The sequence below is a fragment of the Vulcaniibacterium gelatinicum genome (genome assembly GCF_008033445.1).
Lineage (GTDB): Bacteria > Pseudomonadota > Gammaproteobacteria > Xanthomonadales > Xanthomonadaceae > Vulcaniibacterium_B > Vulcaniibacterium_B gelatinicum.
This window is the reverse complement of record NZ_VNKO01000019.1, coordinates 27910-54190: the sequence shown is the minus strand read 5'-3', so window position 1 is coordinate 54190 and position 26281 is coordinate 27910. Positions and strand designations below refer to the sequence as shown.

23 protein-coding genes, 2 tRNA genes and 1 pseudogene are annotated in these 26281 nt (G+C 71.6%); 7 read left to right on the top strand and 19 right to left on the bottom strand.

The genetic code is table 11. The features are described 5' to 3' along the window. Positions 1-110 (top strand): annotated as a pseudogene (locus FPV26_RS10980) (IS110-like element ISAli16 family transposase); the annotation flags it as partial. Positions 111-123: 13 nt separating this feature from the next. Here the strand turns inward: FPV26_RS10980 and modC are convergent. The 7 genes from modC to FPV26_RS10945 all read right to left on the bottom strand — a co-directional run bounded on the left by modC (position 124) and on the right by FPV26_RS10945 (position 7337). Continuing rightward, positions 124-1194 (bottom strand): molybdenum ABC transporter ATP-binding protein, encoded by a 1071-nt coding sequence (gene modC, locus FPV26_RS10975; RefSeq protein WP_147653926.1) that lies wholly within the window; start codon positions 1192-1194, stop codon positions 124-126. Positions 1195-1196: 2 nt separating this feature from the next. Then, entirely contained in the window at positions 1197-1868 is a 672-nt protein-coding gene (gene modB, locus FPV26_RS10970; protein WP_147653925.1) for a molybdate ABC transporter permease subunit, read from the bottom strand. Between the two features lie 51 nt (positions 1869-1919). After that, a complete protein-coding gene (gene modA / locus FPV26_RS10965; RefSeq protein WP_147653924.1) occupies positions 1920-2708 on the bottom strand; it encodes a molybdate ABC transporter substrate-binding protein in 789 nt (262 codons plus the stop codon). After that, positions 2705-3115 (bottom strand): ribonucleotide reductase subunit alpha, encoded by a 411-nt coding sequence (locus tag FPV26_RS10960; RefSeq protein WP_147653923.1) that lies wholly within the window; start codon positions 3113-3115, stop codon positions 2705-2707. Before FPV26_RS10960 ends, modA begins: the two co-directional genes overlap by 4 nt. An 89-nt stretch (positions 3116-3204) precedes the next feature. Beyond that, entirely contained in the window at positions 3205-4692 is a 1488-nt protein-coding gene (locus FPV26_RS10955; RefSeq protein ID WP_147653922.1) for a UbiD family decarboxylase, read from the bottom strand. An 11-nt stretch (positions 4693-4703) separates the two neighbouring features. Next, positions 4704-6650: a pyridoxal phosphate-dependent decarboxylase family protein gene (locus FPV26_RS10950; protein ID WP_147653921.1), complete on the bottom strand. Its 1947-nt coding sequence runs from the start codon at positions 6648-6650 to the stop codon at positions 4704-4706. A gap of 258 nt (positions 6651-6908) precedes the next feature. Beyond that, positions 6909-7337 (bottom strand): DUF4124 domain-containing protein, encoded by a 429-nt coding sequence (locus FPV26_RS10945; RefSeq protein ID WP_147653920.1) that lies wholly within the window; start codon positions 7335-7337, stop codon positions 6909-6911. Between the two features lie 140 nt (positions 7338-7477). Here FPV26_RS10945 and FPV26_RS10940 point away from each other — a divergent pair. Both FPV26_RS10940 and FPV26_RS10935 read left to right on the top strand, forming a co-directional pair. Beyond that, positions 7478-7553, top strand: a tRNA-Ala gene (locus FPV26_RS10940). Positions 7554-7575: 22 nt separating this feature from the next. After that, positions 7576-7651 (top strand) — tRNA-Glu (locus FPV26_RS10935). Between the two features lie 61 nt (positions 7652-7712). Here FPV26_RS10935 and FPV26_RS10930 read toward each other — a convergent pair. Continuing rightward, positions 7713-8186, bottom strand: a complete 474-nt coding sequence (locus tag FPV26_RS10930) for a DUF1249 domain-containing protein (protein ID WP_147653919.1) — start codon at positions 8184-8186, stop codon at positions 7713-7715. A gap of 93 nt (positions 8187-8279) precedes the next feature. Beyond that, a complete protein-coding gene (gene ppsR, locus FPV26_RS10925) occupies positions 8280-9101 on the bottom strand; it encodes a posphoenolpyruvate synthetase regulatory kinase/phosphorylase PpsR (RefSeq protein WP_147653918.1) in 822 nt (273 codons plus the stop codon). A 121-nt stretch (positions 9102-9222) separates the two neighbouring features. Here ppsR and ppsA point away from each other — a divergent pair, with 121 nt between their 5' ends. Beyond that, entirely contained in the window at positions 9223-11595 is a 2373-nt protein-coding gene (gene ppsA / locus FPV26_RS10920; protein WP_147653917.1) for a phosphoenolpyruvate synthase, read from the top strand. Next, entirely contained in the window at positions 11592-12458 is an 867-nt protein-coding gene (locus FPV26_RS10915; RefSeq protein WP_147653916.1) for a mechanosensitive ion channel family protein, read from the top strand. The genes ppsA and FPV26_RS10915 overlap by 4 nt, the downstream gene beginning before the upstream one ends. A gap of 12 nt (positions 12459-12470) precedes the next feature. Here FPV26_RS10915 and FPV26_RS10910 read toward each other — a convergent pair whose 3' ends face one another. After that, positions 12471-15422, bottom strand: coding sequence for a ligand-binding sensor domain-containing diguanylate cyclase (locus tag FPV26_RS10910; RefSeq protein WP_181952641.1), 2952 nt, complete (start codon positions 15420-15422; stop codon positions 12471-12473). A gap of 91 nt (positions 15423-15513) precedes the next feature. Beyond that, the gene (orn, locus tag FPV26_RS10905) at positions 15514-16086 is read right to left on the bottom strand and encodes an oligoribonuclease (RefSeq protein ID WP_147653914.1); all 573 of its coding nucleotides are present in this window, start codon (positions 16084-16086) and stop codon (positions 15514-15516) included. A gap of 58 nt (positions 16087-16144) precedes the next feature. On the opposite strand from orn, the gene FPV26_RS10900 reads away from it, so the two are divergent. After that, positions 16145-16600: a DUF2721 domain-containing protein gene (locus FPV26_RS10900; RefSeq protein ID WP_147653913.1), complete on the top strand. Its 456-nt coding sequence runs from the start codon at positions 16145-16147 to the stop codon at positions 16598-16600. Positions 16601-16624: 24 nt separating this feature from the next. Here FPV26_RS10900 and tadA read toward each other — a convergent pair whose 3' ends face one another. From tadA to folD, 4 genes are all read right to left on the bottom strand, one after another. Then, a complete protein-coding gene (tadA, locus tag FPV26_RS10895; RefSeq protein ID WP_147653912.1) occupies positions 16625-17113 on the bottom strand; it encodes a tRNA adenosine(34) deaminase TadA in 489 nt (162 codons plus the stop codon). A gap of 233 nt (positions 17114-17346) precedes the next feature. Beyond that, a complete protein-coding gene (gene guaA / locus FPV26_RS10890) occupies positions 17347-18915 on the bottom strand; it encodes a glutamine-hydrolyzing GMP synthase (RefSeq protein WP_147653911.1) in 1569 nt (522 codons plus the stop codon). Positions 18916-18919: 4 nt separating this feature from the next. Beyond that, the gene (gene guaB / locus FPV26_RS10885) at positions 18920-20380 is read right to left on the bottom strand and encodes an IMP dehydrogenase (RefSeq protein WP_147653910.1); all 1461 of its coding nucleotides are present in this window, start codon (positions 20378-20380) and stop codon (positions 18920-18922) included. Between the two features lie 286 nt (positions 20381-20666). Continuing rightward, the gene (gene folD, locus FPV26_RS10880; RefSeq protein WP_147653909.1) at positions 20667-21539 is read right to left on the bottom strand and encodes a bifunctional methylenetetrahydrofolate dehydrogenase/methenyltetrahydrofolate cyclohydrolase FolD; all 873 of its coding nucleotides are present in this window, start codon (positions 21537-21539) and stop codon (positions 20667-20669) included. 56 nt (positions 21540-21595) lie between these two features. Here folD and FPV26_RS10875 point away from each other — a divergent pair, with 56 nt between their 5' ends. Next, a complete protein-coding gene (locus FPV26_RS10875) occupies positions 21596-21904 on the top strand; it encodes a DUF1244 domain-containing protein (RefSeq protein ID WP_147653908.1) in 309 nt (102 codons plus the stop codon). A gap of 7 nt (positions 21905-21911) precedes the next feature. On the opposite strand, the gene moeB is transcribed toward FPV26_RS10875, so the two are convergent. Genes moeB through der form a run of 4 tightly spaced genes read right to left on the bottom strand, consistent with a single transcriptional unit; the run spans position 21912 to position 26261 of the window. After that, a complete protein-coding gene (gene moeB, locus FPV26_RS10870) occupies positions 21912-23042 on the bottom strand; it encodes a molybdopterin-synthase adenylyltransferase MoeB (RefSeq protein WP_147653907.1) in 1131 nt (376 codons plus the stop codon). Between the two features lie 18 nt (positions 23043-23060). Next, positions 23061-24290 carry a molybdopterin molybdotransferase MoeA gene (locus tag FPV26_RS10865; RefSeq protein ID WP_147653906.1) on the bottom strand — a complete coding sequence of 410 codons (1230 nt, stop codon included), beginning with the start codon at positions 24288-24290 and terminating at the stop codon, positions 23061-23063. Then, the gene (gene mobA, locus FPV26_RS10860; RefSeq protein WP_147653905.1) at positions 24280-24864 is read right to left on the bottom strand and encodes a molybdenum cofactor guanylyltransferase; all 585 of its coding nucleotides are present in this window, start codon (positions 24862-24864) and stop codon (positions 24280-24282) included. Before mobA ends, FPV26_RS10865 begins: the two co-directional genes overlap by 11 nt. Continuing rightward, positions 24861-26261, bottom strand: coding sequence for a ribosome biogenesis GTPase Der (gene der, locus FPV26_RS10855; RefSeq protein ID WP_147653904.1), 1401 nt, complete (start codon positions 26259-26261; stop codon positions 24861-24863). The genes mobA and der overlap by 4 nt, the downstream gene beginning before the upstream one ends. Between the last annotated feature and the right edge of the window lie 20 nt (positions 26262-26281).

Below are 26281 nucleotides of genomic sequence, written 5' to 3'. Positions count from 1 at the left end.
AGCGCGGAAAGGCTGGAAAGGTCGCCATCGTCGCCGTCATGCGGAAGATGCTGGTCATCCTCAATGCACGCATGCGGGACGCCATGGCAGGGGCTCCCGCCATGGCCTGATCAAGACAGTTGCTCAGTCCATCAGCGCCACCGACTTCACCTGCGCCCACAGCGCCTGCCCCGGCGCGATGCCCAGTTCGGCCACCGCGCGCCGGGTCACCCGCGCGAGCAGCGCGCTGGCGCCGACCCGCACCCGCACCAGCGCCAGGCCGGGGTGCTCGTCCTCGCCGATGGCGTCCACCACGCCGGGCAGCTGGTTCTGGATGCTGCTGCCCTGCGGTGGCTGCAGCGCCAGGCTGACGTCGCGGGCCAGCACCTGCACCCGCACCCGGCTGCCGGGCGCGCGTTCGAAGTCGCGCGTCCACAGGCTGCCGCCGGCGAACTCGACCCGCGCCAGGTGCCACTGCGCCGCGCGTTCGGCGAGCACGGCCTCGAGCACCACGCCCGGTTGTTCGCCCAGGCGCGCCGCCGGGTCGAGCCGCGCGCACAGGTCCTGCAGCGGCCCCTCCGCGCGCACCCGGCCGGCCTCGAGCAGCACCACATGGTCGGCCAGGCGCGCGACTTCCGCGGCGCTGTGGCTGACGTACAGCACCGGGATCTCGAGCGTCTCGTGCAGGCGTTCGAGGTAGGGCAGGATCTCGCGCCTGCGCGCCGCGTCCAGCGCCGCCAGCGGCTCGTCGAGCAGCAGCAGGCGCGGCCCGACCGCGAGCGCGCGGGCGATCGCCACCCGTTGCCGCTCGCCCCCGGACAGGTGCTCGGGACGGCGGTCGAGCAGGGACGCGATGCCGAGCAGCCCGATCGCGTGGTCCAGGTCCACCTTCGACGCGTCGCGGCTGCGCCGCTGTCCGTAACGCAGGTTGCCGAGCACGCTCAGGTGCGGGAACAGGCTCGCTTCCTGGAACACGTAGCCCACCGGCCGCCGGTGCGGCGGCAGGAAACGGCCGCCGTCCTGCCAGCATTCGCCGAGCACATCCAACCGTCCCTCACGCGGCCGCTCCAGGCCCGCCAGGCAGCGCAGCAGCGTGGTCTTGCCCGAGCCCGACGGCCCGAACAGCGCGCTCACCCCGCGGCCGGGCAGGGCGAGATCCACGTCCAGCGCAAAGCCGGGACGCTCGAGCCGGAACCGCGCGCGGATGCCGTCCATGCTCAGCCCCGCCGCCTGCGGCCGGCATACAGCGCCAGCAGCACCACGAACGAGAACACCAGCAGCAGCGCTGCGAGCCGGTGCGCGCTGCCGTAGTCCAGCGCCTCGACATGGTCGTAGATCCGGATCGAGGCCACCTGGGTCACGCCGGGGATGTTGCCGCCGATCATCAGCACCACGCCGAACTCGCCCACGGTGTGGGCGAAGGTCAGCACCGCTGCGGTCAGGTAACCGGAGCGGGCCAGCGGCAGCGCCACGGTAAAGAATGCGTCGAGAGGCGATGCGCGCAACGTCGCCGCGGCCTCGAGCGGCCGCTCGCCGATGCCGTCGAACGCGGCCTGCAGCGGCTGCACCGTGAAGGGCAGGGAATAGACCACCGAGGCCAGCACGAGGCCGGGAAAGCTGAAGGCCAGCGGTGCCAGCCCGGACAGCGTGGCGAGATGACCGAGCGGCCCCTGCGGCCCCATCGCCAGCAGCAGGTAGAAGCCGATCACGGTCGGCGGCAGCACCAGCGGCAACGCGACCAGCGCCGCCACCGGCCCCTTCCACAACGAGCGCGAACGCGCCAGCCACCACGCCAGCGGCGTGCCCAGCACCAGCAGCAGCGCGGTGACCGTGGCGGCCAGCCGCGCCGTCAGCCACAACGCCTGCCAGTCGCCCGCGGAAAGCCCCATGCCGTGTCCTGCGCCGGATACCGGGGCCGATGATGCCCGAGCGCCGCAGCCTCAGCGAGCGGCAGCCGGGCGGGGCAGGGCGAAGCCATGCCGGCGCAGCAGCGCCTGCGCCTGCGGGCCCTGCACGAACCCGGCGAACTCGCGCGCCAGCGGATGCGCCGCGCCGCGACGGGTGACGATGAAGCCCTGCTCGAGCGGAGCGTGCAGCCGCTCCGGCACCAGCGCGTGATTGCCCTGCCGCGACAGTTCCGGCGTCAGCGCCAGCGACAGCGCGACCAGTCCCACGTCGGCATTGCCGCTGCGCACGAACTGCGCGGTCTGCGCGATGTTCTCGCCGTACACCAGCCGCGGTTGCACCCGCTCCCAGATGCCGGCCGCGCGCAACGCTTCCTCGGCACGGCGGCCGTAGGGCGCATGGCGCGGGTTGGCGATGGCGATGCGCCGGAAACGCGGGTCGGCGAGATCCTCGAGCCGCAGCCGGCGCACGTCGTGGCGCGCGCTCCACAGCACCAGCCGGCCGACCGCGTACGGCCGCACCGGGGAGGCGGCCAGCCCGCGTGCGGCCAGGTCGCGCGGATAGGCGATGTCGGCGGAGAAGTACAGGTGGTACGGCGCACCGGCGACGATCTGCGCATGGAACTTGCCGGAGGAACCGTAGATCGGCTCGACCGTGCAGCGCGGCCGCGTCGCGCAGAACCGCGCCACGATCGTGTCCATCGCCGGCTTGAGGTCGGCCGCGGCGGCGATGCGCAGCGGCTCGGCCGCCGCCGGCAGCGCCAGCAGCAGCGAGGCGAGGGCAGAGAGCAGGCGGCGCAGCATGTGCCGGGGCAGAGGGCTCATCCCCGCTCCAACCGCACCAGGTCGCCGTCGCGGTCCACCGCCAGGAACTGCGCGACCCGCCCGGCCTTGATCGCCTCGACCATCATCCGCAGCGGCTGCACCGCCTCGTCGGTGTTGGGCGCATGGCCGCCGCGGCCGGACAACGCGCCCACGAACAGGATGTCCCAGCCGATCCCGGTCCGGCGCGACTCCTCGCACAGCGCGTCGAAGCTCTCGATTTCCTCCGGCCGCTTGTCCACGCACAGCACCGGCGCCAATGCGCCGCCCTCGCCGCGCTCGAACGCCGCGCGCTCGGCGGGCGTGGCATCGTGCGGCAGCTCGGCAGCGGCGAACACCAGCAGCAGCCGCTGCGGCTCGGGTTGCCCACGCGCGGCGGTCAACAGGTCGCTGAAGTTCGTGATCCGCATGCCATCCTCGTTGCCGGTACCGTCGCCCACGCCGGGGCGGGGAACCCGCACATTCTTGCGCGACCGCCCGCGCCCGCGCTTGATCCACGTCAGGAAAGCGCCGGCGCCGCCTCCGCCGCCAGGCGCTCCCACAGCGCCTCCATCCGCCGCGCCACCTCCGCATCCGGCACGATCGGCTCGCTCCACGCCCGCGTGGTCTCCCCGGGCAGCTTGCGGGTGGCGTCCAATCCCATCTTCGACCCGAGGCTGGGCACCGGGCTGGAGAAATCGAGGTAATCGATCGGCGTGCGGTCCACCAGCAGCGTGTCGCGCACCGGATCCACGCGCGTGGACACGGCCCAGATCACCTGCGCCCAGTCGCGCACATCAATGTCCTCGTCGGTCACGATCACGAACTTGGTGTAGGTGAACTGGCGCAGGTAGGACCACAGGCCCATCATGATCCGCCGCGCATGGCCCGGATACTGCTTGCGGATGCTCACCACCGCGACCCGGTACGAACAGGCCTCCGGCGGCAGGTGGAAATCCACGATCTCGGGGAACACCTTGCGCAGGATCGGCACGAACAGCTCGTTCAGCGCCAGCGCCAGCACCGAAGGCTCATCGTGCGGGGCGCGGCCCATATAGCTGCCGTGGTAGATCGCGCCGTGGCGCAGCGACATCCGCTCGATGGTGAACACCGGGAACGTGCCCTGCGCGTTGTAGTAGCCGGTGTGGTCGCCGAACGGCCCTTCCAGGGCCGTGTCTCCGGGGTGGATGAAGCCCTCGAGCAGGATCTCCGCGCCGGCCGGCGCATCCAGCCCGGTCAGCGTGCTGTGCCACACCCGGGTGCGATCGCCGCGCAGCAGACCGGCGAACTCGTATTCGGACAGCGTGTCCGGCACCGGCGCGACCGCGGCCAGCATCGTCGCCGGATCGGCGCCGATCGCCACCAGCACCGGGAACGGTTCGCCCGGGTGCGCCGCCTGCCAGTCGGCGAAATCGAGCGCGCCGCCGCGGTGCGGCAGCCAGCGCATGATCACGCGGTTGCGGCCGATCGGCTGCTGGCGGTAGACCGCCACGTTCTGCCGCGGCTGGCGCGGGCCGCGCGTGACCACCAGGCCGAAGGTGATCAGCCGGTCCACGTCGCCGGGCCAGCAGCGCTGGATCGGCAGGCGGCCGAGATCCACCTCGTCGCCGGCCAGCACCTCGTCCAGGAACGCGGCATCCTCGACCCGGCGCGGCGCCACGTGCGCGAGCTGCGCCAGCTCCGGCCAGGCCGCCAGCGCCCCGCGCAGGCTCGACGGCCAGCGCGGCTCCTTGATCGCGGCCAGCAGCTCGCCCAGTTCCCGCAACGAGCCCAGCGGCCGCCCGGCCAGCGCCGCCTCGATCCGCGTGCGGTGCCCGAACAGGTTGCCGAGCAGCGCCTGCGCCGAGCCCTTCGGCCGCTCGAACAGCAGGGCAGGGCCCTGCCGCTGCAGCACGTGCTGGCACAGCGCGGTGCTCTCCAGGTCGGGATCCACCGGCTCGGCCACGCGCCGCAGGCGGCCCTGGGCCTGCAGCCGCAGCAGGAACCCGCGCAGGTCGTGGAACGCCATGCCGCCGTGCGTCACGCCGCCGCTGCCGCGGACACGCTGCGCGTGGCGGGCAGGGCGGCCCGCGCCCATCCGGCGAGGAAGTCGAAATAGCGCGCGATGTAGCTGATCCCGTTCTCGCTGTCCTCCAGGAACGGATTCATCAGCGTATGCCGCAGGATCACCAGCCGGTCCGCGCCCTCATGGTCCGGGAGCAGGGTGGCCGGATCGAGACCGAGCGCCTCGAGCACCCGGGCCATGTCCGCCTCGCCCAGCGCCTCCGCACGCAGGGTGGTCATCGAACCGTAGAACTCGCGCGCCTGCACCGCCTTGTCCGGATCGCAGCGCAGCGCATCGTGCAGGCGGCGCATGAACGCGTTCATCGTCGCCACGTCGCGGTTGCCTTCCGGATTGAGCGCCAGACACACCAGGTTGCTGTCGGGGGCGAACGGCACGCACACCCGCAGCACCCCGGCCATGCGCACCGCGAACTCGGCCGCGCGGCGCATGAAGGCCTCGGTCGAATGGATGGTGACGCCGGTGATGCGGCCGAAATGGGCGTGGTCGAGCGGCAGCACCTTGTGCGTCACGTACACCGCCGCCGCCGCCGCGCCGGCCTTGGAGCCTTCCAGGATGAAGCGGCCGAGCTTGCGGTAGCGGGCGAAATAATCGCCATCGTCCTCGCCGGAGAAGACGTAATCGGCCTCTTCCACCAGCAGCGGCATCGCGCGCTGGTCGCGGCACACGAATGCACCCGCGCCGTAGGGCAGGTAGCCGAGTTTGTGCGGATCCACGGTGACCGAATCGCTGCGGCCCAGCGCGGCGACCGCGGCATGCGTCTCCGCGCTGGGGAAATGGGCAAATTCCCCGCGCATGTCCTCGAGCGGGCGCAGGCTCCCGTCCGGCTCACGGAACAGCGTGGCCAGATAGCCGCCCCAGGCGGCGTCCACGTGCACCGAGAAGCCGAACCCGGCTTCGGCGCAACGGTCGCGGCAGGCCACCACCTCGTGCACCGGATCGATCGTGCCGAACTCGGTGGTGCCCAGCACCGCCACCGCCATCAGCACCGGCCGGCGCTGCGCCTGCAGCCGGGCCAGCATGTCGGCCAGGGCCGCGGGGTCCAGGCGCATCCCGCACTCGGGCACCTGCAGCAGCTGCTCGCGGCCCAGGCCGAGCAGCTTCATGCCCTTGCTCCACGAGTAATGCGCCGTCACCGGCGCCAGCACCACCGGCGGCGACAGCTGCGGATGACGGGCGAAGAATTCGACCAGGCCCAGCTGCTCGATGCGCTCGTTCTCCACCCGCCGCAGCCAGCCGCGGCGTGCGATCGGGGCAAGCCCCTCCAGCCACCGTTGCCAGCGCTGCAGCAGCTCGATCCCCGCCTGCGGCGCCAGGGTGAACGCGGCCCAGTCGTCCTCCGGCAGCGCCAGCCCCGGCGGCGCCGCGGCGCGCAGGGCGACCGGGAACGCCTTCAGCGCCAGCGCCAGCCGCAGGGCCTGGTAGTTGGCGACGGTGCCCCCGGAGGTCAGGTGGCCGAAGGCGCACTCCGGCCGCGCCGGGTCGTCGCAGTACCCCAGCATCCGCGCCAGTTGCAGTCCGGCGCGGATCTCCAGGTCGATGGTGACGGGCGCGGCGTCCTCGCTGACGTTGTTGGGGTTGTACGGCAGGGTCAGCAGCTGCGCCGCCAGTCCGGGCAGCGCCAGGTCGGACACCATGTGCCCGAGGTAGCGCGGGCTGTGGAACGGCACCGACCGCTTCAGCGCCGCCGACAGGCTGTGCAGCTCCCGCCGCAGCCGCGCCTCGAAGGCCAGGAACTCCGGGTGCTGCGCCGCATGGGTCGGGATCGCCGGCGGATCCTCGGGGTGGAAGTTCCGCCGCCAGTACACGTGGTCGCGCAGGAACTCGACCGCCAGCTTCTCCAGCAGGCCGTCGTTCTCGCCGTACGGACCGAGGAAGCACGGATACAGCGCGGGATCGCTCATCGGCAGGCACCGGCTCGTGGAAGACGGACGGGCCATCCCGCAGCAACAGCGTTCCGGCCCCGAAAAAGTCTGCTGCCACGGGCAGGGGGCCGCCTTGATCTGGATCAGACGGGCCGGCCGCCTGGCATCTTTAATTTCGCATAATGCTTATTATGTAAAGTTACTCGGCTCGGGCTGCCGTAGCGCTCGCTCGCGAGCCTCGACCCGCACCGGCCCGCTACCTGCCCCTGCCACCGCGTTCTCCAGCGCACCGGCGGGTCACCACCGCCCCTTGCAGACCGCACGCACGTGCTCGTCGAGCTTCTGCAGCAGTTCGTAGGTGCGCGCCAGTCCAACCGCCCGCAGCGTGGCCTCGCGGTGCGCCTTGGCGTCCTCGCACGCGGCCCGGTCGCGCTCTGCCTGCGAGACGCGCGTGCCGCGGTAGACGATCCGTGGCTGGCGGTCGGTCCCGGCCATCCGCGACAGCCGCTCGGCCTGTTCGGCGGCGTGCCGCTGGGCGCGGCGTGATGCTTCGATGCGTTCCGGGGTGTCGGGCGTGGCGTCGTAAATCTTCTCGATCCGGCGCCCCTGTGCACAGGGCTGGCTCTGGTAGCTGGGAACGCCGTCGCCGCCCATGCACTTGTAGAGCACCTGGGCCTGGCCGGTGCCGGCGAACAGCATCCCGCCGGCAAGGATCACTGCACGCATGCGAACCTCCGTGTCTGACGTCCTGCGCAGGCCGGCAGCATAGGCGAACCGACGCCGGCACCGGCGAGCCCGGCATGCAGCCAGAACCTGCTTGACGGTTCGGAAAACACGCCGCTAAACTGTGCGTCTTTCCAGCGCGTGGGGCCATAGCTCAGCTGGGAGAGCGCTTGCATGGCATGCAAGAGGTCGCCGGTTCGATCCCGGCTGGCTCCACCAACTTTCCGCTGGATCCGGTTCCGTCCCCATCGTCTAGAGGCCTAGGACACAACCCTTTCACGGTTGCGACCGGGGTTCGAATCCCCGTGGGGACGCCACTCGCGAACGGCCCGCAGCGATGCGGGCCGTTTCCTTTTCAGGCCGCTGCCCTGCCGCCGCTCAGGCCACTTCCACGACCGAACGCAAGGTGGCCACGCCGTGGCCGCGCTCGGCCAGGTACTGCAGCCACTTGCCGAGGAAGGTGTTCATCCGCAGGCGGTGGTCCACCACCTGTGCCGGCAACGCATCCAGCCCGATCACGTCCTGCCAGCGCCGCCCGACGTAGCAATGCGTGGCCTCGACCAGGCGCGCATCGCTGTACAGGCGCAGGTGCGCTGAGGGATCGGGGCGGCCGGTCACCGGATCCACCAGCAGGTAGCTCAGGCGCAGTTCCAGCGTGTAGGCGTGCCGCTCGAGCACCTCCAGCACGACGTCCAGGCCGTCGCCGCAGCCGGAGACGTAGCGCCCCACGGCCAGGTCGCCGGGTTCGAACAAGCGCACCAGCCGGGCATGGTTTTCCGCATACAGCCCCATCAGCCAGCCGAAACGGCTGAGCCTGGGAATGCGCGTGCGGCGGGCGACGGCAACGGACATGCACCGATGCTACACGCGCCCCGCCGCCGGCGGCAGCATTGACGGAACCCCCCGCCCGGCCTAGGGTAGGAGGTCCCGCCGGCCGCCGCGCATTCAGAACATCTCGCGGTTGATGCCCAGTTCCTCCAGCACCCTGCTCGCGATCTCCTCGATCGAGGCATGCGTGGTGCTGAGCATCGGGATCCGTTCGACCTCGAACATGTGCTCGGCCGCGGCCACCTCGCGCCGACAGGTGTCGAGCTGGGCGTAGCGCGAGTTCGGGCGCCGCTCCTGCCGGATCTGCTGCAGCCGCACCGGGTCTATCGTCAACCCGAACAGCTTGTTGCGGTACGGCCGCAGGCGCGCCGGCAGCCGCTCCGACTCGAGATCTTCCTCGGTCAGCGGATAGTTCGCGGCGCGGATGCCGTAGTGCAGCGCCAGGTACACGCAGGTCGGGGTCTTGCCGGCGCGCGAGACGCCGACCAGGATCAGTTCGGCGTCGCTGTAGTCCATGCTCATGCCGTCGTCATGCGTGAGCGCGTAATTCATCGCGTTGATGCGGCGGTGGTACACCTCGAAGTCCACGATGCCGTGCGCCTGCCCCACCCGCGGCTGGCGCTGCGTTCCCAGCTCCTGCTCCAGCGGGGCGATGAACGGGGCGAAGATGTCGAGCATCAGCGCGCCGCTCTCGGCGATGATGCGGTTGAGTTCGCCGTCCACGCACGAGTTGACCACGATCGGGCGCGTGCCGTGCGCCTCGGCCGCGCGGCGGATCTCCTCGGCGGCCTTGCGCGCCTTCTCCGGGGTGTCCACGAACGGGATCCGGTCGCTGACGAAGCGGATGCCCTCGAACTGGGTGAGCAGGCTGTGGCCGATGGTTTCGGCGGTGATGCCGGTGCCGTCGGAGACGTAGAAGATCGGGCGCGTGGCGGTCATGGGAGTCCGGTCGGCGTCGCGGCGGGGGTGCCGCGACGGGCTTGCTAAAATAAACGGCCCGGGTGGTGCCTGTCCGGTGCCGCCTGCCCGCCCTCCCCCTGCCCTGCCTGGAGTGCCCGTCTTGAGCGCCAACATCCTGTGGCTGCACGACCTGCGCCTGTCCGATCTCGCCCAGGTGGGCGGCAAGAACTCCTCGCTCGGCGAAATGATCGGCCACCTGGCCCGCCTCGGCGTCTCGGTGCCCGGCGGCTTCGCCACCACCGCCGACGCGTTCAAGGCCTTCATCGCCCACAACGACCTGCACCACCGCATCTACGACCGGCTCGCCACGCTCGACGTCGAGGACGTGCAGGCGCTGGTCAAGGCCGGGGCCGAGATCCGCGGCTGGGTGATCGAGGCCCCGCTGCAGCCGGAGCTCGACCGCGACATCCGCACCGCCTACGCCAGGCTGTGCGCCGACAACGGCGGCGGCGAGGTCTCGGTCGCGGTGCGCTCCTCCGCCACCGCCGAGGACCTGCCGGACGCCAGCTTCGCCGGCCAGCAGGAGACCTTCCTCAACGTCAGCGGCGTGGACGAGGTGGTGCACAAGGTGAAGGAGGTCTTCGCCTCGCTCTACAACGACCGCGCCATCGCCTACCGCGTGCACCACGGCTTCAAGCACGAGGACGTGTTCCTGTCCGCCGGCGTGCAGCTGATGGTGCGCTCCGATCTCGGCGCGTCCGGGGTGATGTTCACGCTCGACACCGAATCCGGCTTCCGCGACGTGGTGTTCATCACCTCGAGCTGGGGCCTGGGCGAGAACGTGGTCCAGGGCGCGGTCAACCCGGACGAGTTCTACGTCTACAAGCCGACCCTGCGCGCCGGCAGGCACGCGATCCTGCGCCGTTCGCTCGGCGCCAAGCAGATCCGGATGGTGTTTTCCGACGCCCCGGGCGAGCGCGTGCGCAACGAGGAGACGCCGCCCGAGCTGCGCGCGCAGTTCTCGCTCACCGACGCCGACGTGCACGAACTGGCCCGGCAGGCGCTGGTGATCGAGGAGCACTACGGCCGCCCGATGGACATCGAATGGGCGAAGGACGGCGTCACCGGCAGGCTGTACATCGTGCAGGCGCGTCCGGAAACGGTGAAGGCGCGCAGCGCCGCCACCCGGATCGAGCGCTTCACCCTCTCGCGCCGCGGCAAGGTCGTGGCCGAGGGCCGCGCGATCGGCCACAAGATCGGCGCCGGCACCGCGCGCGTGGTGCGCCGGCTCGACGACATGCACAAGGTGCAGCCCGGCGACGTGCTCGTGGCCGACATGACCGATCCGGACTGGGAGCCGGTGATGAAGCGCGCCTCGGCCATCGTCACCAACCGCGGCGGCCGCACCTGCCACGCCGCGATCATCGCCCGCGAACTCGGCGTGCCGGCGGTGGTCGGCACCGGCAATGCGCTGGAGACCATCGCCGACGGCGCCGAGGTCACGGTCAGCTGCGCCGAGGGCGACACCGGCTTCATCTACGAAGGCGCCCTGCCCTTCGAGCGGACCACGACCGACCTGGCCAACATGCCGCCCGCGCCGCTCAAGATCATGATGAACGTCGCCAACCCGGAGCGCGCGTTCGACTTCGGCCAGTTGCCGAACGCCGGCATCGGACTGGCGCGGCTGGAGATGATCATCGCCAGCCACATCGGCGTGCACCCGAAGGCGCTGCTCGAATACGACCGCCAGGACGCCGCGACCAGGGCCAAGATCGACGCCAAGATGGCCGGCTACGCCAGCCCGGTGGACTTCTACGTCGAGCGCCTGGCCGAGGGCATCGCCACCATCACCGCCTCGGTCGCGCCCAATCCGGTGATCGTGCGCCTGTCCGACTTCAAGTCCAACGAGTACGCGAACCTGATCGGCGGCAGCCGCTACGAGCCGCATGAGGAGAACCCGATGATCGGGTTCCGCGGCGCCAGCCGCTACGTGGACCCGTCGTTCCGCGACGCGTTCGCGCTCGAGTGCCGCGCGGTGCGCCGCGTGCGCGAGGACATGGGGCTGACCAACTGCTGGATCATGATTCCGTTCGTGCGCACCCTCGAGGAGGGCCGGCGCGTGATCGAGGTGCTGCGCGAGAACGGCCTCGAGCAAGGCAAGGACGGGCTCAAGGTCATCATGATGTGCGAGGTGCCTTCGAATGCGCTGCTCGCCGACGAGTTCCTGGACATCTTCGACGGCTTCTCGATCGGCTCCAACGACCTCACCCAGCTCACCCTCGGCCTGGACCGCGACTCGGCGATCGTCGCCGGGCTGTTCGACGAGCGCGATCCGGCGGTGAAGAAGCTGCTGTCCATGGCGATCTCCGCCGCGCGCCGCAAGGGCAAGTACATCGGCATCTGCGGCCAGGGCCCGAGCGACCATCCCGACCTGGCGCAGTGGCTGATGGAACAGGGCATCGAGTCGGTGTCGCTCAACCCCGACACGGTGGTGGACACCTGGCTGCGGCTGGCGAAAGCCAAGGCGGCATGAGCGCGACCTGGCACGCGCTGCTGGAGAAACTGGCCCAGGTGGACTGGGGGCGGATCGCCCTGAGCTGGCTCGGTGCCCTGGTCCTGCTGCTGGTGGGCCTGCGGGTGGCGCGCTGGATCAGCCGCCTGGCCGAGCGCGGCCTGCAGCGCGCGCACGTGGAGGCCACCGCGGTGCTGTTCCTGCGCAAGGTCGTGCACGTGCTGCTGCTGGTGGTGCTGGTGCTGGCCGCGCTGCAGGTGGTGGGCGTGCCGATGACGTCCATGATCGCGGTGCTCGGCGCCGCGGGCCTGGCGATCGGACTGGGGCTGAAGGACTCGCTGTCCAACATCGCCTCCGGCGTGATGCTGGTGACGCTCAAGCCGTTCCGGGTCGGCGACCAGGTCACCATCGCCGGCCAGACCGGGAAGGTGGAGGCGGTGAGCATCTTCCAGACCCGCCTGCGCGGCGCCGACAACCAGACCGTGGTGCTGCCGAACAGCCTGATCACCAACGACCCGATCATCAACCACACTCCGGATGCGATGCGCCGGATCGAGCTGGTGGTGGGCATCGGCTACCGCGACGACATCGACCTGGCACGGGCCACGGCGCTGGAGGTCATGCGCGCCGACCCGCGCGTACTGCCGGAACCGGCGCCGGACGTGCTGGTGTACGCGCTCGGCGAGCACGCGGTGAACCTGGGCATCCGCTGCCATGTCCGCAACGAGGACTGGTTCGCGGCGAAGTGCGAACTGACCGAGCGGATCAAGAAGTCGTTCGACGCCGCGGGCATCCAGATCCCCTACCCGCAGCGCGACGTGCACGTGTACCACCACGGCGCCGCGCCCGGCGACGAACGCAGCGTGCCGCAGCAGGCGTTCTGAGCGCAGCCCGCCTCAGCCCTCGATCCGGTTCCTGCCCGCGCGCTTGGCCTCGTACAGCAGCGCATCGGCGCGGCTGACCAGCTTCTCGTGGTGCGCCAGGCCGGTGCGCTCGGCAACGCCGCCGCTCACGGTCATGCGCCAGCCCGGCGCGAACCCGTCGCAGTCCATCGCCTCCACCGCCTGCCGCACGCGCTCGCAGGCCGCGCGCGCCTGCGCGATCGGCGTGTCCGGGAACAGCGCCGCGAACTCCTCCCCGCCCCAGCGCGCCACCGCCACGTCCGGGCCGAACTCGCGCACCAGCACGCGGGCGATCTCGCGCAGCGCCGTGTCGCCGGCGGCGTGCGAGTATTCGTCGTTGATGCGCTTGAAGTGGTCCACGTCGAGCAGGGCGAAACTCAGCGGCCGCTGTTCCACCACCGCACGCTCGAATGCCCGCGCCAGCCGCTCGTCGAGGCTGCGGCGGTTGGCCAGGCCGGTGAGCGAATCCTCGCGCGCCTGGCGCTCGAACGCCTCCGACTTCTCCTGCAGCTGGTGCAGGAGCCGGGTCTTTTCCTCGTCCGCGACGAGCAGGCGCGTGGTGTGCTCGCGCAGGTCATGGGTGCGCGCCTCGATCACCCGCTCGAGCTGGGTCGCGCGCCGCGCCATGGCGCCCGTTCGCCAGCGATAGACCACGAAGACCAACCCGCCGATCAACAGCAGGATCAGGGGCAGGAACCACGGCTGCTGCCACAGCTGCGGCCGGATCTCGATCTCCATCTCCGTCCGATTCGCGCTCCAGCCCTGCCCCAGGCCCGGCGCGGACACGTCCACCAGGAAGCGGTAGCGGCCGGGGCCGAGGTTGGTGTACTGCGCCACGCGCTGGTTGCCGCGCTCGACCCAGCCCTCGTCCACGCCTTCCAGACGATGCCGATAGCGCAGCAACCGCGGCATCTGGAAGCTCAGGCCGGCATAGTGGAACTCCAGCTTGCGCGTGCCCGGCGGCAGCACCAGCCGCGGCTGCGGCAGCTGCGGGCGGTCGTCGGCCAGGACCTGCTCGATCACCACCGGCGGCAACTGCCGGCGGTAGCTGTGCAGCACCGCCGGATCCACGACCGCGGCGCCGCGCGCGGTAGCCACCCAAATATGCCCGTCGCGGTCGCGGAACGCGGCCGGATCCGAGCCGCCGTTGCACTGGCTGCTCGTCAGGCCGTCGGTCTCGCCGAACTGGTCCGTGTCCAGCCGGCTGCGACGCTTGGAGAGCACCGCCTCGGCGTCGGCGCGGCGCAGGCGCAGCACGCCACGGTTGGTGGTCAGCCAGAATCCGCCGTCGAGGTCGTCCACCACCTGGAACAGCGTGTCCACCGGCAGGCCCTGGGCCAGGCCCAGGCCCTGCATGCGGCCGTTGCGGTAGCGCACCAGGCCGCGGTCGGTGGCGATCCAGAGCGTGCCGTCGGGATCCTCGTGGAAGTCGAACACGTCCTGGGCGTCGTTGATGCCGTGCAGGTCGAGCGCCTCGATGCGCTCGCCGACGATGTGCGCGGCGCCGTTCGCCGTGCCGACCCAGAGCGTGCCGTCGCGGGCCGCCTGCAGCGCGAGGACGAATTCGCGCGGCAGCCCCTCGCTGCTGCCGAAGTGGCGGAAGCGTCCGTCGCGCAGGCGCACCAGCCCGCGCGAAGTGCCGATCCAGAGCGTGCCGTCCGCGGTCTGCGCCAGGGCCCGGACCTGGTTGCTGCCCGGCATGCCGCGCGCGGTGTCGTAATGTGCTTCCACCCGACCGTCGCGCAGGCGCAGCAGACCGCCAACGTAGGTGCCGACCCACAGGCTGCCGTCGCGGTCCTCGAGCAGGCTCAGGATCGAATCGCTCGGAAATCCCGTCGCGCGCCCGTAGGTGGCCACCACCCTGCCCTCACGCCACAGGTTCAGGCCGCGGCTGGTCCCGATCCAGATGCCGCCATCGCGCGACTGGGTCAGGGTACGCACGTAGTCGTCGCCGAGCCCATGCCCGCTGTCGAAGGTGGTGAACGGCGCGTCGCGCAGGCGCAGCAGGCCGGCGTTGGTGCCGGCCCAGAGGCTGCCTTCGCGATCCACGAACAGGGCCGCGACCCGGTTGTTGGGCAGTCCGTCCGCGGTGCCGAGCCGGCCGAGCTCGCCGTTGCGCAGCCGCAGCAGGCCGTTGTTGACGGTGCCGATCCATAACGCGCCGGAAGGATCCAACGCCAGGCTGGGCACGCCGTCCGGCGGCAGCGCCGCCGACACCGGCACGAACCGTTCGCCCTCGCGCCGGTACGCCCCGCGCTCGGTGCCCACGTACAGGCGGCCGTCCGCGCCCTGCATCAGGCGGAACACCGGCGCTTCTGGCAACCCCGATTCGGGCCCGTAGCCGACCATGCGTTCGCCGCGGAAACGGGCGACGCCGGCCGAGGTCGCGGCCCACACGCTGCCGTCGCGGTCGAGCAGCAGGCCGAAGGTCACGTCCGAAGGCAGCCCGCTGCGCTCGCTGAAGTGCCGTCGCCTGCCCCCGTCCAGGCGCACCAGGCCGGCGCTCTCGCTGGCCACCCACAGCCTGCCCTCGCGGTCCTCGAGGGCGTCCATGACCTCGTCCTGGACCAGGCCGTCCTCCACGCCATAGGTGCGCCAGCGCCCGGCACGCAGCACGCTCACGCCGCCCCGCGAGGTGCCGATGACCAGCGCGCCATCGGGCGCCACCCGGATCGAGCGCACGCCGTTGTCGCGCAGCTCCGGGGTGTTGCCGCGGTCGAAGACGTGGAACTCCAGGCCGTTGTAGCGGACCAGTCCTTCCCAGGTGCCGAACCAGAGGTAGCCGTCGGGGGTCTGGGCGATGGCGTTGACCTGGTTGTGCGGCAGGCCCTCGCGCGTGGTCCAGGTTTCGCGGAAATAGGCCGAGACCGGCTTGGCGGACAGCGCTGCTGGCAGCAACGCCGAGAGCAGGCCGAGCAACAGGCCGACTAGCAGGAACCGGCGCAAAAGCGACCCGGGCCGGACGCCTCGCAGGCAGCCGGCCGCCAGCGGTACCGCACCCTGCCGAAGCCTCATTTCGCCCTGCCCGCCGCGCCCGTCAGCCCGGCGGCAGTCCCCCCAGCGGACCCATGTGCCGCCGATAGTAGGCCAGTTCGGCGATCGAGTCGCGCACGTCGCTCAGGGCGGTGTGGGCCGCCTGCTTGCGTACCCCGGCCAGCACGTCCGGCGCCCAGCGCCGGGCCAGCTCCTTGACCGTGCTGACGTCGAGGTTGCGGTAGTGGAAATACGCCTCCAGCTTCGGCATCAGCCGGTGCAGGAAGCGACGGTCCTGGCAGATCGAGTTGCCGCACATCGGCGAGGCATTGGCCGGCACCCAGTCGGCCAGGAACGCGAGCGTGCGCTCCTCGGCCTCGGCCATGCCCACCGTGCTCTCCACCACCCGCTGCCACAGGCCCGACTTGCGGTGCTGGGTGCGGTTCCACTCGTCCATCGCCTCGAGCACCGCCAGCGGATGGGCGATGGCGAGTTCCGGCCCCTCGGCGAGCACGTTGAGCTGCGAGTCGGTGACGACGGTGGCGATCTCCAGGATCGAATCCGCGCCGGGATCGAGCCCGGTCATTTCCAGATCGATCCAGATCAGCCTGCCTTCGCTTCCCGGTACCGTCGCCATGCTCGCATCGTGCCGTGGTTTGCGCGCATAGTATCCGAAAGGCATCCAACGACCGCCCATGACCCCATCGGCCCTGGATCACTACGCCGTCGTCGCCGCGATGCTCGCGCCGGCCCTGCTGATGGCGGCCACCGCCTCCCTGCTCACCTCCGCCAACGCCCGCCTCGCGCGCGTGGTGGATCGCCTGCGCTCGCTGGTCGTGGCCTGGGACCGCGACGCGCCCGATCGGGCCGAGCGCGACACCCAGATCGCGCGCCATCGCCGCCGCGCGCACCTGGTGCTGCGCGCCTGCCAGATGCTCTACGCCGCGCTCGGCGCCTTCGTCGGCACCAGCCTGGCCCTGGCCGTGGACACCTTCCTCGGCTTCCGCCTCGGCGTGCTGCCGACCGCGCTGGCGGTGGTCGGCGTGAGCTGCCTGCTGCTGGCCAGCCTGGCGCTCGGCACCGAGGTCAGCCTGTCGGTGCGCAGCTTCGACGAGGAACTCGACCAGGAGATGGCCCGCAAGCGCGGGTGAGGACGGTGGACCGGCAGGGCCGCGTCAGAGCGGCGGCTTGCCGCGCTTGGCGCGGAAGTAGTTGGTCAGGCGCGCGCCCGCCTCGTCGGCGAGCACGCCGCCGGTCACCGCGACGCGATGGTTGTGGCGCGGGTCGGCGAGCAGGTCGAACACACTGCCGCAGGCGCCGGTCTTGGGGTCGCGCGCGGCGTACACCAGGCGCGCGATGCGCGCGTGCACCATCGCCATCGCGCACATCGCGCAGGGCTCCAGGGTCACGTACAGGGTGGCGCCGAGCAGTCGGTGGTTGCCGAGCCGGGCGCCGGCCTGACGCATCGCCACGATCTCGGCGTGCGCGCTCGGATCGCACTCGGTGATGTTGCGGTTCCAGCCCTCGCCCAGCACCTCGCCTTCGGCCGAGACCAGCACCGCCCCGACCGGGATCTCGTCGTCCTCACGCTCGGCGCGGTCGGCGAGCGCGAGGGCGTGGCGCATCCAGTGTTCGTCGTCAGTGGGCGGGGGCGACGGCTGCATCACGCTCGGACGTTTGCACTGATCGGTTGGAGATTGTGCGACGTCCGGGCCGTGAGCGGATTGGTCGGACTGTCGCTGCCGCAACGATGCCTGCTCCGGGACGTCCGGCTATCGGGCCGGCCGATCCGTCGTTGCCGTCCCTGGCGCGACGGTGCCGGCTCGGGATCGTCCGGCCCGGCCATCCGTGGCCGGGCAATGAGCCGCCTGCGCGCCATGGCGCGCAAGCAGGCGGCTCATTCCCACTCGATCGTCGCCGGCGGCTTGCCGCTGATGTCATAAACGACACGAGAAATATCTCGCAACTCATTGATTATTCGGCGAGAAACCGTGTCGAGAAACTCGTACGGCAGGTGCGCCCAGTGCGCGGTCATGAAATCCACGGTCTCGACCGCGCGCAGGGCGATCACCCATTCGTAGGCGCGCGCGTCGCCCACCACGCCCACCGACTTGACCGGCAGGAACACGGCGAAGGCCTGGCTGACCTTGTCGTACAGGTCGGCCCTGCGCAGCTCCTCGATGAAGATGTGGTCGGCGCGCGCCAGCAGCTCGGCGTACTCGCGCTTCACCTCGCCGAGGATGCGCACGCCCAGGCCAGGGCCCGGGAACGGGTGCCGGTACACCATCTCGCGCGGCAGGCCGAGTTCGACGCCGAGCCGGCGCACCTCGTCCTTGAACAGCTCACGCAGCGGCTCGACCAGGCCGAGCTTCATGTCCTCGGGCAGGCCGCCCACGTTGTGGTGGCTCTTGATGACGTGCGCCTTGCCGGTCTTGCTGCCGGCCGACTCGATCACGTCGGGGTAGATCGTGCCCTGCGCCAGCCACTTGGCGTTGCTGAGCTTGTGCGCCTCCTCGTCGAAGATCTCGACGAACAGGTTGCCGATGATCTTGCGCTTGGCCTCGGGGTCGCTCACGCCGTCGAGCGCCTTGAAGTAGCGGTCGGCGGCGTTGACGCGGATCACCTTCACGCCCATGTGCCGGGCGAACATGTCCATGACATGATCGCCCTCCTGCCAGCGCAGCAGGCCGGTGTCCACGAACACGCAGGTGAGCTGGTCGCCGATCGCGCGGTGCAGCAGCGCGGCGACCACCGAGGAATCCACGCCGCCCGACAGGCCCAGGATCACCTCGTCCGAGCCGACCTGCTCGCGCACCCGCGCGATCTGGTCCTCGATGATGTTGGCCGGCGTCCACAGCGTGCGGCAGCCGCAGATGTCCACCACGAAGCGGCGCAGCAGCGCCAGCCCCTGTTTGGTGTGGGTGACCTCGGGGTGGAACTGGACGCCGTACCAGCGCCTGTCCTCGTTGGCCATCGCCGCGACCGGGATCCGGTCGGTGCGCGCGGTGACGGTGAAACCGGGCGGCGCCTGCGCCACGTGGTCGCCGTGGCTCATCCACACGTGCAGCCGCGGCGGCGAGCCGGGCTGGTCCTTGAGGCCGTCGAGCAGGCTGTCGTGCGCGATCACCTCGACCTCGGCGTGGCCGAACTCGCGCGCGTCAGCGGCCTCGGTGGCGCCGCCGAGCTGCGCGGCCATGGTCTGCATGCCGTAGCAGATGCCGAGCACCGGCAGGCCGCTGTCGAACACTTCCTGCGGCGCGCGCGGCGCGCCCTCGACGGTGGTGGACTCGGGTCCGCCGGACAGGACGATGCCCTTGGCGCCGAACTTCGCGATCTCCGCCGGGTCGTGGTCCCAGGCCCAGATCTCGCAGTACACGCCGATCTCGCGGATCCGGCGCGCGATCAGCTGGGTGTACTGCGCGCCGAAATCGAGGATGAGGATCTTGTCGCTGTGGATGTCGTGCACGGACTCAGCTCATCCGGTAATTGGGCGGTTCCTTGGTGATCTGCACGTCGTGCACGTGGCTCTCGCGCTGGCCGGCCGCGGTCACCTTCACGAACATGGGCTTCTTGCGCATTTCCTCGATCGTGGCGCAGCCGACGTAGCCCATCGCCGAGCGCAGGCCGCCGGCGAGCTGGTGCACCACGCCGGCGAGCGGGCCACGGTACGGCACGCGCCCCTCGATGCCCTCGGGCACGAGCTTGTCGGCGTCGGAGGCGTCCTGGAAGTAGCGGTCCTTGGAGCCCTTCTCCATCGCTCCCAGGGAGCCCATGCCGCGGTAGCTCTTGTAGCTGCGGCCCTGGAACAGCTCGGTTTCGCCGGGCGACTCCTCGGTGCCGGCGAACAGGCCGCCGATCATGACGCTGGACGCGCCGGCCACGATCGCCTTGCCGATGTCGCCCGAATAGCGGATGCCGCCGTCGGCGATCAGCGGGATGCGGTCCTGCAGGGCCTCGGCCACCATCGCGATCGCGGTGACCTGCGGCACGCCGACGCCGGCGACGATGCGGGTGGTGCAGATCGAACCGGGGCCGACGCCGACCTTGACCGCGTCCGCGCCCGCATCCTCCAGCGCTCGCGCGGCGTCGCCGGTGACGATGTTGCCGCCGACCACCTGCAGCTGCGGGAAGCGCTTCTTGGCCCAGGCCACGCGCTCGATCACGCCCTGCGAGTGGCCGTGCGCGGTATCCACCACGATCACGTCCACGCCCGCGGCCACCAGCGCCTCGATGCGCTGCTCGGTGTCGCCGCCGACGCCCACCGCGGCGCCGACCAGCAACCGCTCGCTGCTGTCGTAGGCGGCGTTGGGGTTGTCCTGCTTCTTCTGGATGTCCTTGACCGTGATCAGCCCGCGCAGCTCGAAGTCGTCGTTGACCACCAGCACCTTCTCGATCCGGTGCCTGTGCAGCAGCTGCAGCACTTCCTCGTCGGAGGCGCCCTCCTTCACCGTGACCAGGCGGTCCTTCTTGGTCATGATGTGGCGCACCGGATCGTCGAGCTTCTTCTCGAAGCGCATGTCGCGGCCGGTGACGATGCCGACCAGCTGGCCGCTGTCGTCCACCACCGGCACGCCGGAGATGTTGCGGGCACGGGTCAGGCGCAGCACCTCGCCGATGGTGGTCTCCGGGCCGACGGTGAACGGCTCCTTGATCACGCCGGCCTCGAACTTCTTCACCCTGGCCACTTCCGCGGCCTGGCGTTCGACGGACATGTTCTTGTGGATGATGCCGATGCCGCCGAGCTGGGCCATGGCGATGGCCAGGCGCGCCTCGGTGACGGTGTCCATGGCCGCCGAGACGATCGGCAGGTTCAGGCGCAGGTCGCGGGTCAGGCGGGTGGCGAGGGAAACGTCCTTGGGCAGGACGGTCGAATGCGCCGGGACGAGGGAGACGTCGTCGTAGGTGAGCGCTTCAGCCTGGATGCGGAGCATGGGGGACCCCGGTGGATGAAGCGCGCCATTGTAACCCGTCGGGCGGGTGCGGGGTGGCGGGTGCCGTTGCGAAAAGCCTTTTGCCACGGATTTGCACGGCGGGACACGGATAAAGCGTTTCGGAGGGGATTCCCGGGCCGGTCGGATCGGATCGGAACCCAGCGGCCAACCCACAGCGTGCCCGGATTTCGGTGCGACGCCTCTGCTCCGGGCTGCCAGTCGCAAGTCAAAACCGCTCTATCCGTGTCCCTCCGTGCAGATCCGTGGCCAAACCCGCCTTTCGGCCTCAGGGATCCGCCGCCTCCGCGGCCTCGAGCGTGTTCTGCATCAGGGTGGCGACGGTCATCGGCCCCACCCCGCCGGGGACGGGGGTGATCCAGCTGGCGCGGCGGGCGGCTTCCTCGAAACCGACGTCGCCGACCAGGCGGCCGTCGTCCAGGCGGTTGATGCCCACGTCGATCACCACCGCGCCCGGCTTGACCCACTCGCCGGGAATCAGCCGCGGCCGGCCCACCGCCACCACCAGGATGTCGGCGCCACGCACCGCGGACTCGAGCACCGCCGGCGGGGTGAACTTGTGGCAGCAGGTGACGGTGCAGCCGGCGATCAGCAGCTCCAGCGCCATCGGCCGGCCGACGTGGTTGGACACGCCGACGATGGTCGCGCTCTGGCCGCGCACGGGGCGGTCGGTGTAGGCCAGCAGCGTGGTGATGCCGCGCGGCGTGCACGGGCGCAGGCCGAACTGGCGCAGGGCCAGGTGGCCGACGTTCTCGGGGTGGAAGCCGTCCACGTCCTTGCGCGGATCGATGCGATGGATCAGCGCGGTTGGATCGCGCCGGTCCGGCAGCGGCAGCTGCACCAGGATGCCGTGCACCGCCGGGTCGGCGTTCAGGCGGTCCACCAGCGCCAGCAGCTCGGCGTCGGTGGTGGACGCCGGCAGGTCGAAGTCCATCGCGTGGATGCCGACCTTCTCCGCCGCACGCCGCTTGTTGCGCACGTACACCGCCGAGGCCGGGTCGTCGCCGACCAGCACCACCGCCAGCCCCGGGCGCGACTTGCCCGCCGCCACCCGCGCGTCCACCCGCGCCTTGAGGTTGTCGAGCAGCTCCTCGGCGATGCGCTTGCCGTCGAGGATCCTGGCGGTGGGGGGCGTGGTCATGCCGTGGCGGCGGCGCTGCGCTAGAGTCCGGGGGCGCGCATTATCGCAGGATCGCCATGACCGACGCCGATTACGAAACCGCCCAGATCGAGGCCGCCGTGTTCCGCCGCCTGCGCGACCACTTGATGCGGGAGCGGCCCGACGTGCAGAACATCGACCTGATGATCCTGGCCGGCTTCTGCCGCAACTGCCTGGCCGACTGGTACCGCGAGGCGGCGCAGGCGCGCGGCATCGCGCTGACCCGCGAGGAAGCGCGCGAGGCCGTGTACGGCGAGCCGTTCGAGCAGTGGAAGGCCCGCCACCAGCGCGAGGCCACGCCGGAGCAGCTCGCCGCGTTCGAGGCGGCGCGCAAGCGGCACGGCTGAGCCGGCGTCAGCCCCCGGCGCAGAACCGCGCGTAGTCGATGTAGCCCGGGAATTCGCGCCCCGGCGCGCACACCGGGCATTCCGGGTCCGGCCGCAGCCGGGTCTCGCGGAAGCGCATCGTCAGGGCGTCGAAGTGCAGCAGGCGCCCCGCCAGCGGCTCGCCCAGGCCCAGGATCAGCTTGATCGCCTCGGTCGCCTGCAGCAGGCCGACCACGCCCGGCAGCACGCCGAGCACCCCGGCCTCGGCGCAGTTCGGCGCGGCCTCCGGCGGCGGAGGCTCGGGGAACAGGCAGCGGTAGCACGGCGCCTGGCCGCGCCGGCGGCCGGCGTCGAACACGCTCGCCTGGCCCTCGAACCGGTGCACCGCGCCGTATACCAGCGGCTTGCCCAGCTTCACGCAGGCGTCGTTGAGCAGGTAGCGGGCCGGGAAGTTGTCGGCACCGTCCACCACCACGTCCACGCCCTCGAGCAGGCGCTCGACGTTGGCGCCGGTGACGCGCTCGGCCACCGCCTCGACCCGCACCCGCGGGTTGAGCGCGGCGAGCGTGGCCGCGGCCGACTGCACCTTGGGCAGGCCGATCCGCGCCTCGGCATGCAGGATCTGGCGCTGCAGGTTGCTGCGGTCCACCACGTCGTCGTCGGCGATGCGCAGCGTGCCCACGCCGGCCGCGGCCAGGTAGTACGCGGCCGGCGAGCCGAGCCCGCCGGCGCCGATCAGCAGCACGCGCGCGGCCTCGAGCCGGCGCTGCCCGGCCAGGCCGACCTCGGGCAGGCGCAGGTGGCGCGAGTAGCGTTCCTCGAAATCGGGGTCGAGCGCAGGCCGGATCATCGGCAACCGCGCCTCGGCCCAGGCGGTGGTGCCGCCGCAAACCGAGGCCAGGTTGCGCCAGCCGCGGGCGGCCAGCGCCTCCGCGGCCAGCTGCGAGCGGCGGCCGCTCTGGCAGATCAGCAGGATCTCGGCGTCGCGGTCGGCGGGCAGGTGCGCCGCCGGATCGGCCTCCAGCGCCTCGCGCACGACCCCGCGCGCGCCCTCGGCCATGCCCAGCGCGCGCTCGTGCTCGGCGCGCACGTCGATCAGCACCGCCCCGGCACGCAGGCGCGCCAGCGCTTCGGCGGGAGACAGCTCGCGGATGGCCATGGCCGGATTATCCGCCGATCAGAACGCGCCCGGCAGCGGCAGCACTTCCAGCACGGTGCCGGCGGCGCAACGCTGCGGGCCTTCCGGCACCACGATCAGCACGTCGGCCTCGGCCGCCGCGCACAGGCGGTGCGAGCCGGTGGCGCCGCTGGGCGCGACTTTCAGGCTGCCGTCGGCGGCGCCCTGCAGCCGTCCGCGCAGGAACTCGCGGCGCGGATGCGCCTTCTCCACCGGCGCGGTCAGGCGCGCGTACAGGCGCGGCCGCGGTGCCGCCCTGCCCTGCAGTCCGTCCACCAGTGCGCGCCCGAGCGTGAGCCAGGTGGCCAGCACCGACACCGGATTGCCCGGCAGGCCCAGGAACCGGGCCTGCTCCAGCGCGCCGAACAGCAGCGGCATGCCCGGCTTCATCCGCACCTTCCAGAAATGGATCCGGCCCAGGCGGCGCAGCAGCGCCGGAATGTGGTCCTTCTCCCCCGCCGAGACCGCGCCACAGGTGACGACCAGGTCGAAGTGGGCGGCGGCGTCGCACAGCATCGTGGCCAGGCGCGCCGGGTCATCCGGCAGCCGCGGCCAGGCGGTCGGCTCCAGTCCGTCCGCGCGCAGCAGGCCCATCAGCAGTTCGCGGTTGGAGTCGTAGATCCGCCCGGGCGGCAGCGGCAGGCCGGGTTCGACCAGTTCGTCGCCGGTGGTGAACACCGCCACCGTCGGCCGGCGCGCCGCCGGCAACGCCGCCAGGCCCAGCGCCGCGGCGAGCGAGACCCGCGCCGGGGTGAGCGCCTCGCCGGCGCGCAACACATGCTCGCCCGCCGATGCATCCTCGCCGGCGCGGCGCACGTTGGCGCCGGCGGGCGTGTCGCCGGGCACCAGCACCCGTTCGCCCTCGACGCGGCAGCGTTCCTTGATCGCCACGGTGTCCGCGCCGGGCGGCAGCGGCGCGCCGGTGGTGATGCGCACGCATTCGCCCGGCCCGAGCGCGCGGTCCTGCGCGGAGCCCGCGAACTGCTCGCCGGCCAGGCGCAGCGCGGTTTCGGCACCATGCAGGTCGGCGTGGCGGAAGGCGAAGCCGTCCATCGCGCTGTTGTCGAACGGCGGCAGCGCGATCGGCGCGTGCACGTCCTGCGCCAGCACCCGGCCATGGCAACGCGCCAGCGGCAGGGTTTCCTCGCCAAGGCGGTGCCGCCCGGCGACCTCGCGCACGATCGCCAGGGCCTCGTCGAACGGCAGGCCGGTAGGGAACTCAGTCGTCATCGGCGATGCCCGCGCACCGCAGGTCGTCCGGGGTGTTGAGGTTGCCGAAGCGTACGCCGGCAAAGCGCACGCGGGCCATGTCCAGCCGCGCCTGCAGCCGGTGCACGGCGCCGTCGCCGGCGGCGATCGCCGCCTCGACCGCGGGCCGCGCCGTGGCCACGTGCCACAGCGCCACCAGCGGCTGCGGGCCGTCCTCGTCCTCGGCACAGGCACCGCTTGGGCTGCGCTGCGCCCACAGCGTGGGCAGCAGGCATTCGTTGACGCCGACCAGGTCCACCGGCAGGGTCAGCAGCCAGGGCGTCGTGCACTGCGCGAGCAGCGCCTCCAGCCCGGCCAGCGGACCGAGCTCGCCGCCGACACGGTCGGGCACCGCGCGCAACCCGGCTTCCGCGTAGCGCGCGAGCCCGCGGTTGGCGCTGACCAGCACCGCGCCGACCTCGTGCGCGAACCGTTGCCGCCAGCGCAGCACCTGCGGGATGCCCTCGCGTTCGAGCCAGGCCTTGTCGCGGCCGCCCAGCCGCGTCGCGCGGCCGCCGGCGAGGATGCCGAGGGTGATGTCGCCCGGCGCGGTCACTTGCGCCGCTTGACGTGCCGCATCAACCGCCGCCGGCGCGCGATCTGGCGTTCGGTCAGCTCGTTCCTGCGGCCTTCGTAGGGGTTCTCGCCTTCCTTGAACAGGAACCGCACCGGCGTGCCGACCAGGCGGAAGCGCTTGCGGAAGAAGTTCTCGAGATAGCGCCGGTAGCTGTCAGGCAGCGTGCGCAGGCGGTTGCCATGGACCACGAAGGTGGGCGGGTTGTCGCCGCCCGGATGGGCGAAGCGCAGCTTGGGCGCGTGGCCGCGCACGCTCGGCGGCGGGTTTGCCTGCACCGCCGCCTCCAGCGCGCGGGTGACCTCGGCGGTGCCGAACCGGCGGGTGGCCGAGGCATGCGCACGGTGGATGGCGTTGAACAGCTCGCGCAGGCCCGACCCGTGCAGGGCGGAGATGCGCACCGCCTCGGCCCAGTCCACGAACGCGAGCTTGCGCGACAGCAGCGCCTCGGCCTGCTCGCGCTGGTACGCGGTCAGCCCGTCCCACTTGTTCACCGCGATCACCAGCGCGCGCCCGGCGTCGAGCACCGCGCCGAGCACGCTGGCGTCCTGCTCGGTCACGCCCTCGCTGGCATCGAGCAGGATCACCGCCACCTGGCACTGCTCGATCGCCTGCAGGGTCTTGACGATCGAGAACTTCTCCACCGCCTCCTCGACCCGCGACTTGCGGCGCAGGCCGGCGGTGTCAATCAGCCTGTACTTGCGCCCGTCGCGCTCCAGGTCCACCGCGATCGCGTCGCGGGTGGTGCCCGGCACCTCGGAGGCGATCATGCGCTCCTCGCCGAGCAGGCGGTTGACCAGGGTGGACTTGCCCACGTTCGGGCGGCCGACGAAGGCCACACGGATGCGCGCGGGATCCTCGTCCGGCAGCGGCGCATCACCGTCCTCCGGCAGCACCGCCAGCGCCTGCTCGAGCAGCTCGTCCAGGCCCTGCCGGTGGGCGGAGGACACCGGCAGCACGGTGCGGAAGCCGTAATGCGCGAACTCGGCCACCGCCACGCGCGGATCGGTGCCATCCACCTTGTTGACCACCAGGAAGGTCGGCTTGTCGAGCCGGCGCAGCCAGCCGAGGATCTCGTCGTCGAGCGCGGACGGGCCTTCGCGGCCGTCCACCACGAACAGCACCAGGTCGGCCTCCTCGGCCGCCGCGCGCGACTGGCGCGCGGTGGCGCCCGCCAGCCCCTCGTCGCTGCCGGCGATGCCGCCGGTGTCCACCACCACGAACGGCCGCGCCGCCTCGAGCCGGCACACGCCGTAGTGGCGGTCGCGCGTCACCCCCGGTTCGTCGTGCACGAGCGCATCGCGCGAACGCGTGAGCGCGTTGAACAACGTGGACTTGCCGACGTTGGGACGACCGACGAGGGCGACGAGAGGCAGCATGTGGTCAGCTGTTCCGTCTT

Bases quoted from the DNA above. Each gene is read 5' to 3' on its own strand.
- modC (WP_147653926.1), bottom strand. From the start codon at position 1,194: ATGGACGGCATCCGCGCGCGGTTCCGGCTCGAGCGTCCCGGCTTTGCG.
- modB (WP_147653925.1), bottom strand. From the start codon at position 1,868: ATGGGGCTTTCCGCGGGCGACTGGCAGGCGTTGTGGCTGACGGCGCGG.
- modA (WP_147653924.1), bottom strand. From the start codon at position 2,708: ATGAGCCCTCTGCCCCGGCACATGCTGCGCCGCCTGCTCTCTGCCCTC.
- FPV26_RS10960 (WP_147653923.1), bottom strand. From the start codon at position 3,115: ATGCGGATCACGAACTTCAGCGACCTGTTGACCGCCGCGCGTGGGCAA.
- FPV26_RS10955 (WP_147653922.1), bottom strand. From the start codon at position 4,692: ATGGCGTTCCACGACCTGCGCGGGTTCCTGCTGCGGCTGCAGGCCCAG.
- FPV26_RS10950 (WP_147653921.1), bottom strand. From the start codon at position 6,650: ATGAGCGATCCCGCGCTGTATCCGTGCTTCCTCGGTCCGTACGGCGAG.
- FPV26_RS10945 (WP_147653920.1), bottom strand. From the start codon at position 7,337: ATGCGTGCAGTGATCCTTGCCGGCGGGATGCTGTTCGCCGGCACCGGC.
- FPV26_RS10930 (WP_147653919.1), bottom strand. From the start codon at position 8,186: ATGTCCGTTGCCGTCGCCCGCCGCACGCGCATTCCCAGGCTCAGCCGT.
- ppsR (WP_147653918.1), bottom strand. From the start codon at position 9,101: ATGACCGCCACGCGCCCGATCTTCTACGTCTCCGACGGCACCGGCATC.
- FPV26_RS10915 (WP_147653916.1), top strand. From the start codon at position 11,592: ATGAGCGCGACCTGGCACGCGCTGCTGGAGAAACTGGCCCAGGTGGAC.
- orn (WP_147653914.1), bottom strand. From the start codon at position 16,086: ATGGCGACGGTACCGGGAAGCGAAGGCAGGCTGATCTGGATCGATCTG.
- FPV26_RS10900 (WP_147653913.1), top strand. From the start codon at position 16,145: ATGACCCCATCGGCCCTGGATCACTACGCCGTCGTCGCCGCGATGCTC.
- tadA (WP_147653912.1), bottom strand. From the start codon at position 17,113: ATGCAGCCGTCGCCCCCGCCCACTGACGACGAACACTGGATGCGCCAC.
- guaB (WP_147653910.1), bottom strand. From the start codon at position 20,380: ATGCTCCGCATCCAGGCTGAAGCGCTCACCTACGACGACGTCTCCCTC.
- folD (WP_147653909.1), bottom strand. From the start codon at position 21,539: ATGACCACGCCCCCCACCGCCAGGATCCTCGACGGCAAGCGCATCGCC.
- FPV26_RS10875 (WP_147653908.1), top strand. From the start codon at position 21,596: ATGACCGACGCCGATTACGAAACCGCCCAGATCGAGGCCGCCGTGTTC.
- moeB (WP_147653907.1), bottom strand. From the start codon at position 23,042: ATGGCCATCCGCGAGCTGTCTCCCGCCGAAGCGCTGGCGCGCCTGCGT.
- FPV26_RS10865 (WP_147653906.1), bottom strand. From the start codon at position 24,290: ATGACGACTGAGTTCCCTACCGGCCTGCCGTTCGACGAGGCCCTGGCG.
- der (WP_147653904.1), bottom strand. From the start codon at position 26,261: ATGCTGCCTCTCGTCGCCCTCGTCGGTCGTCCCAACGTCGGCAAGTCC.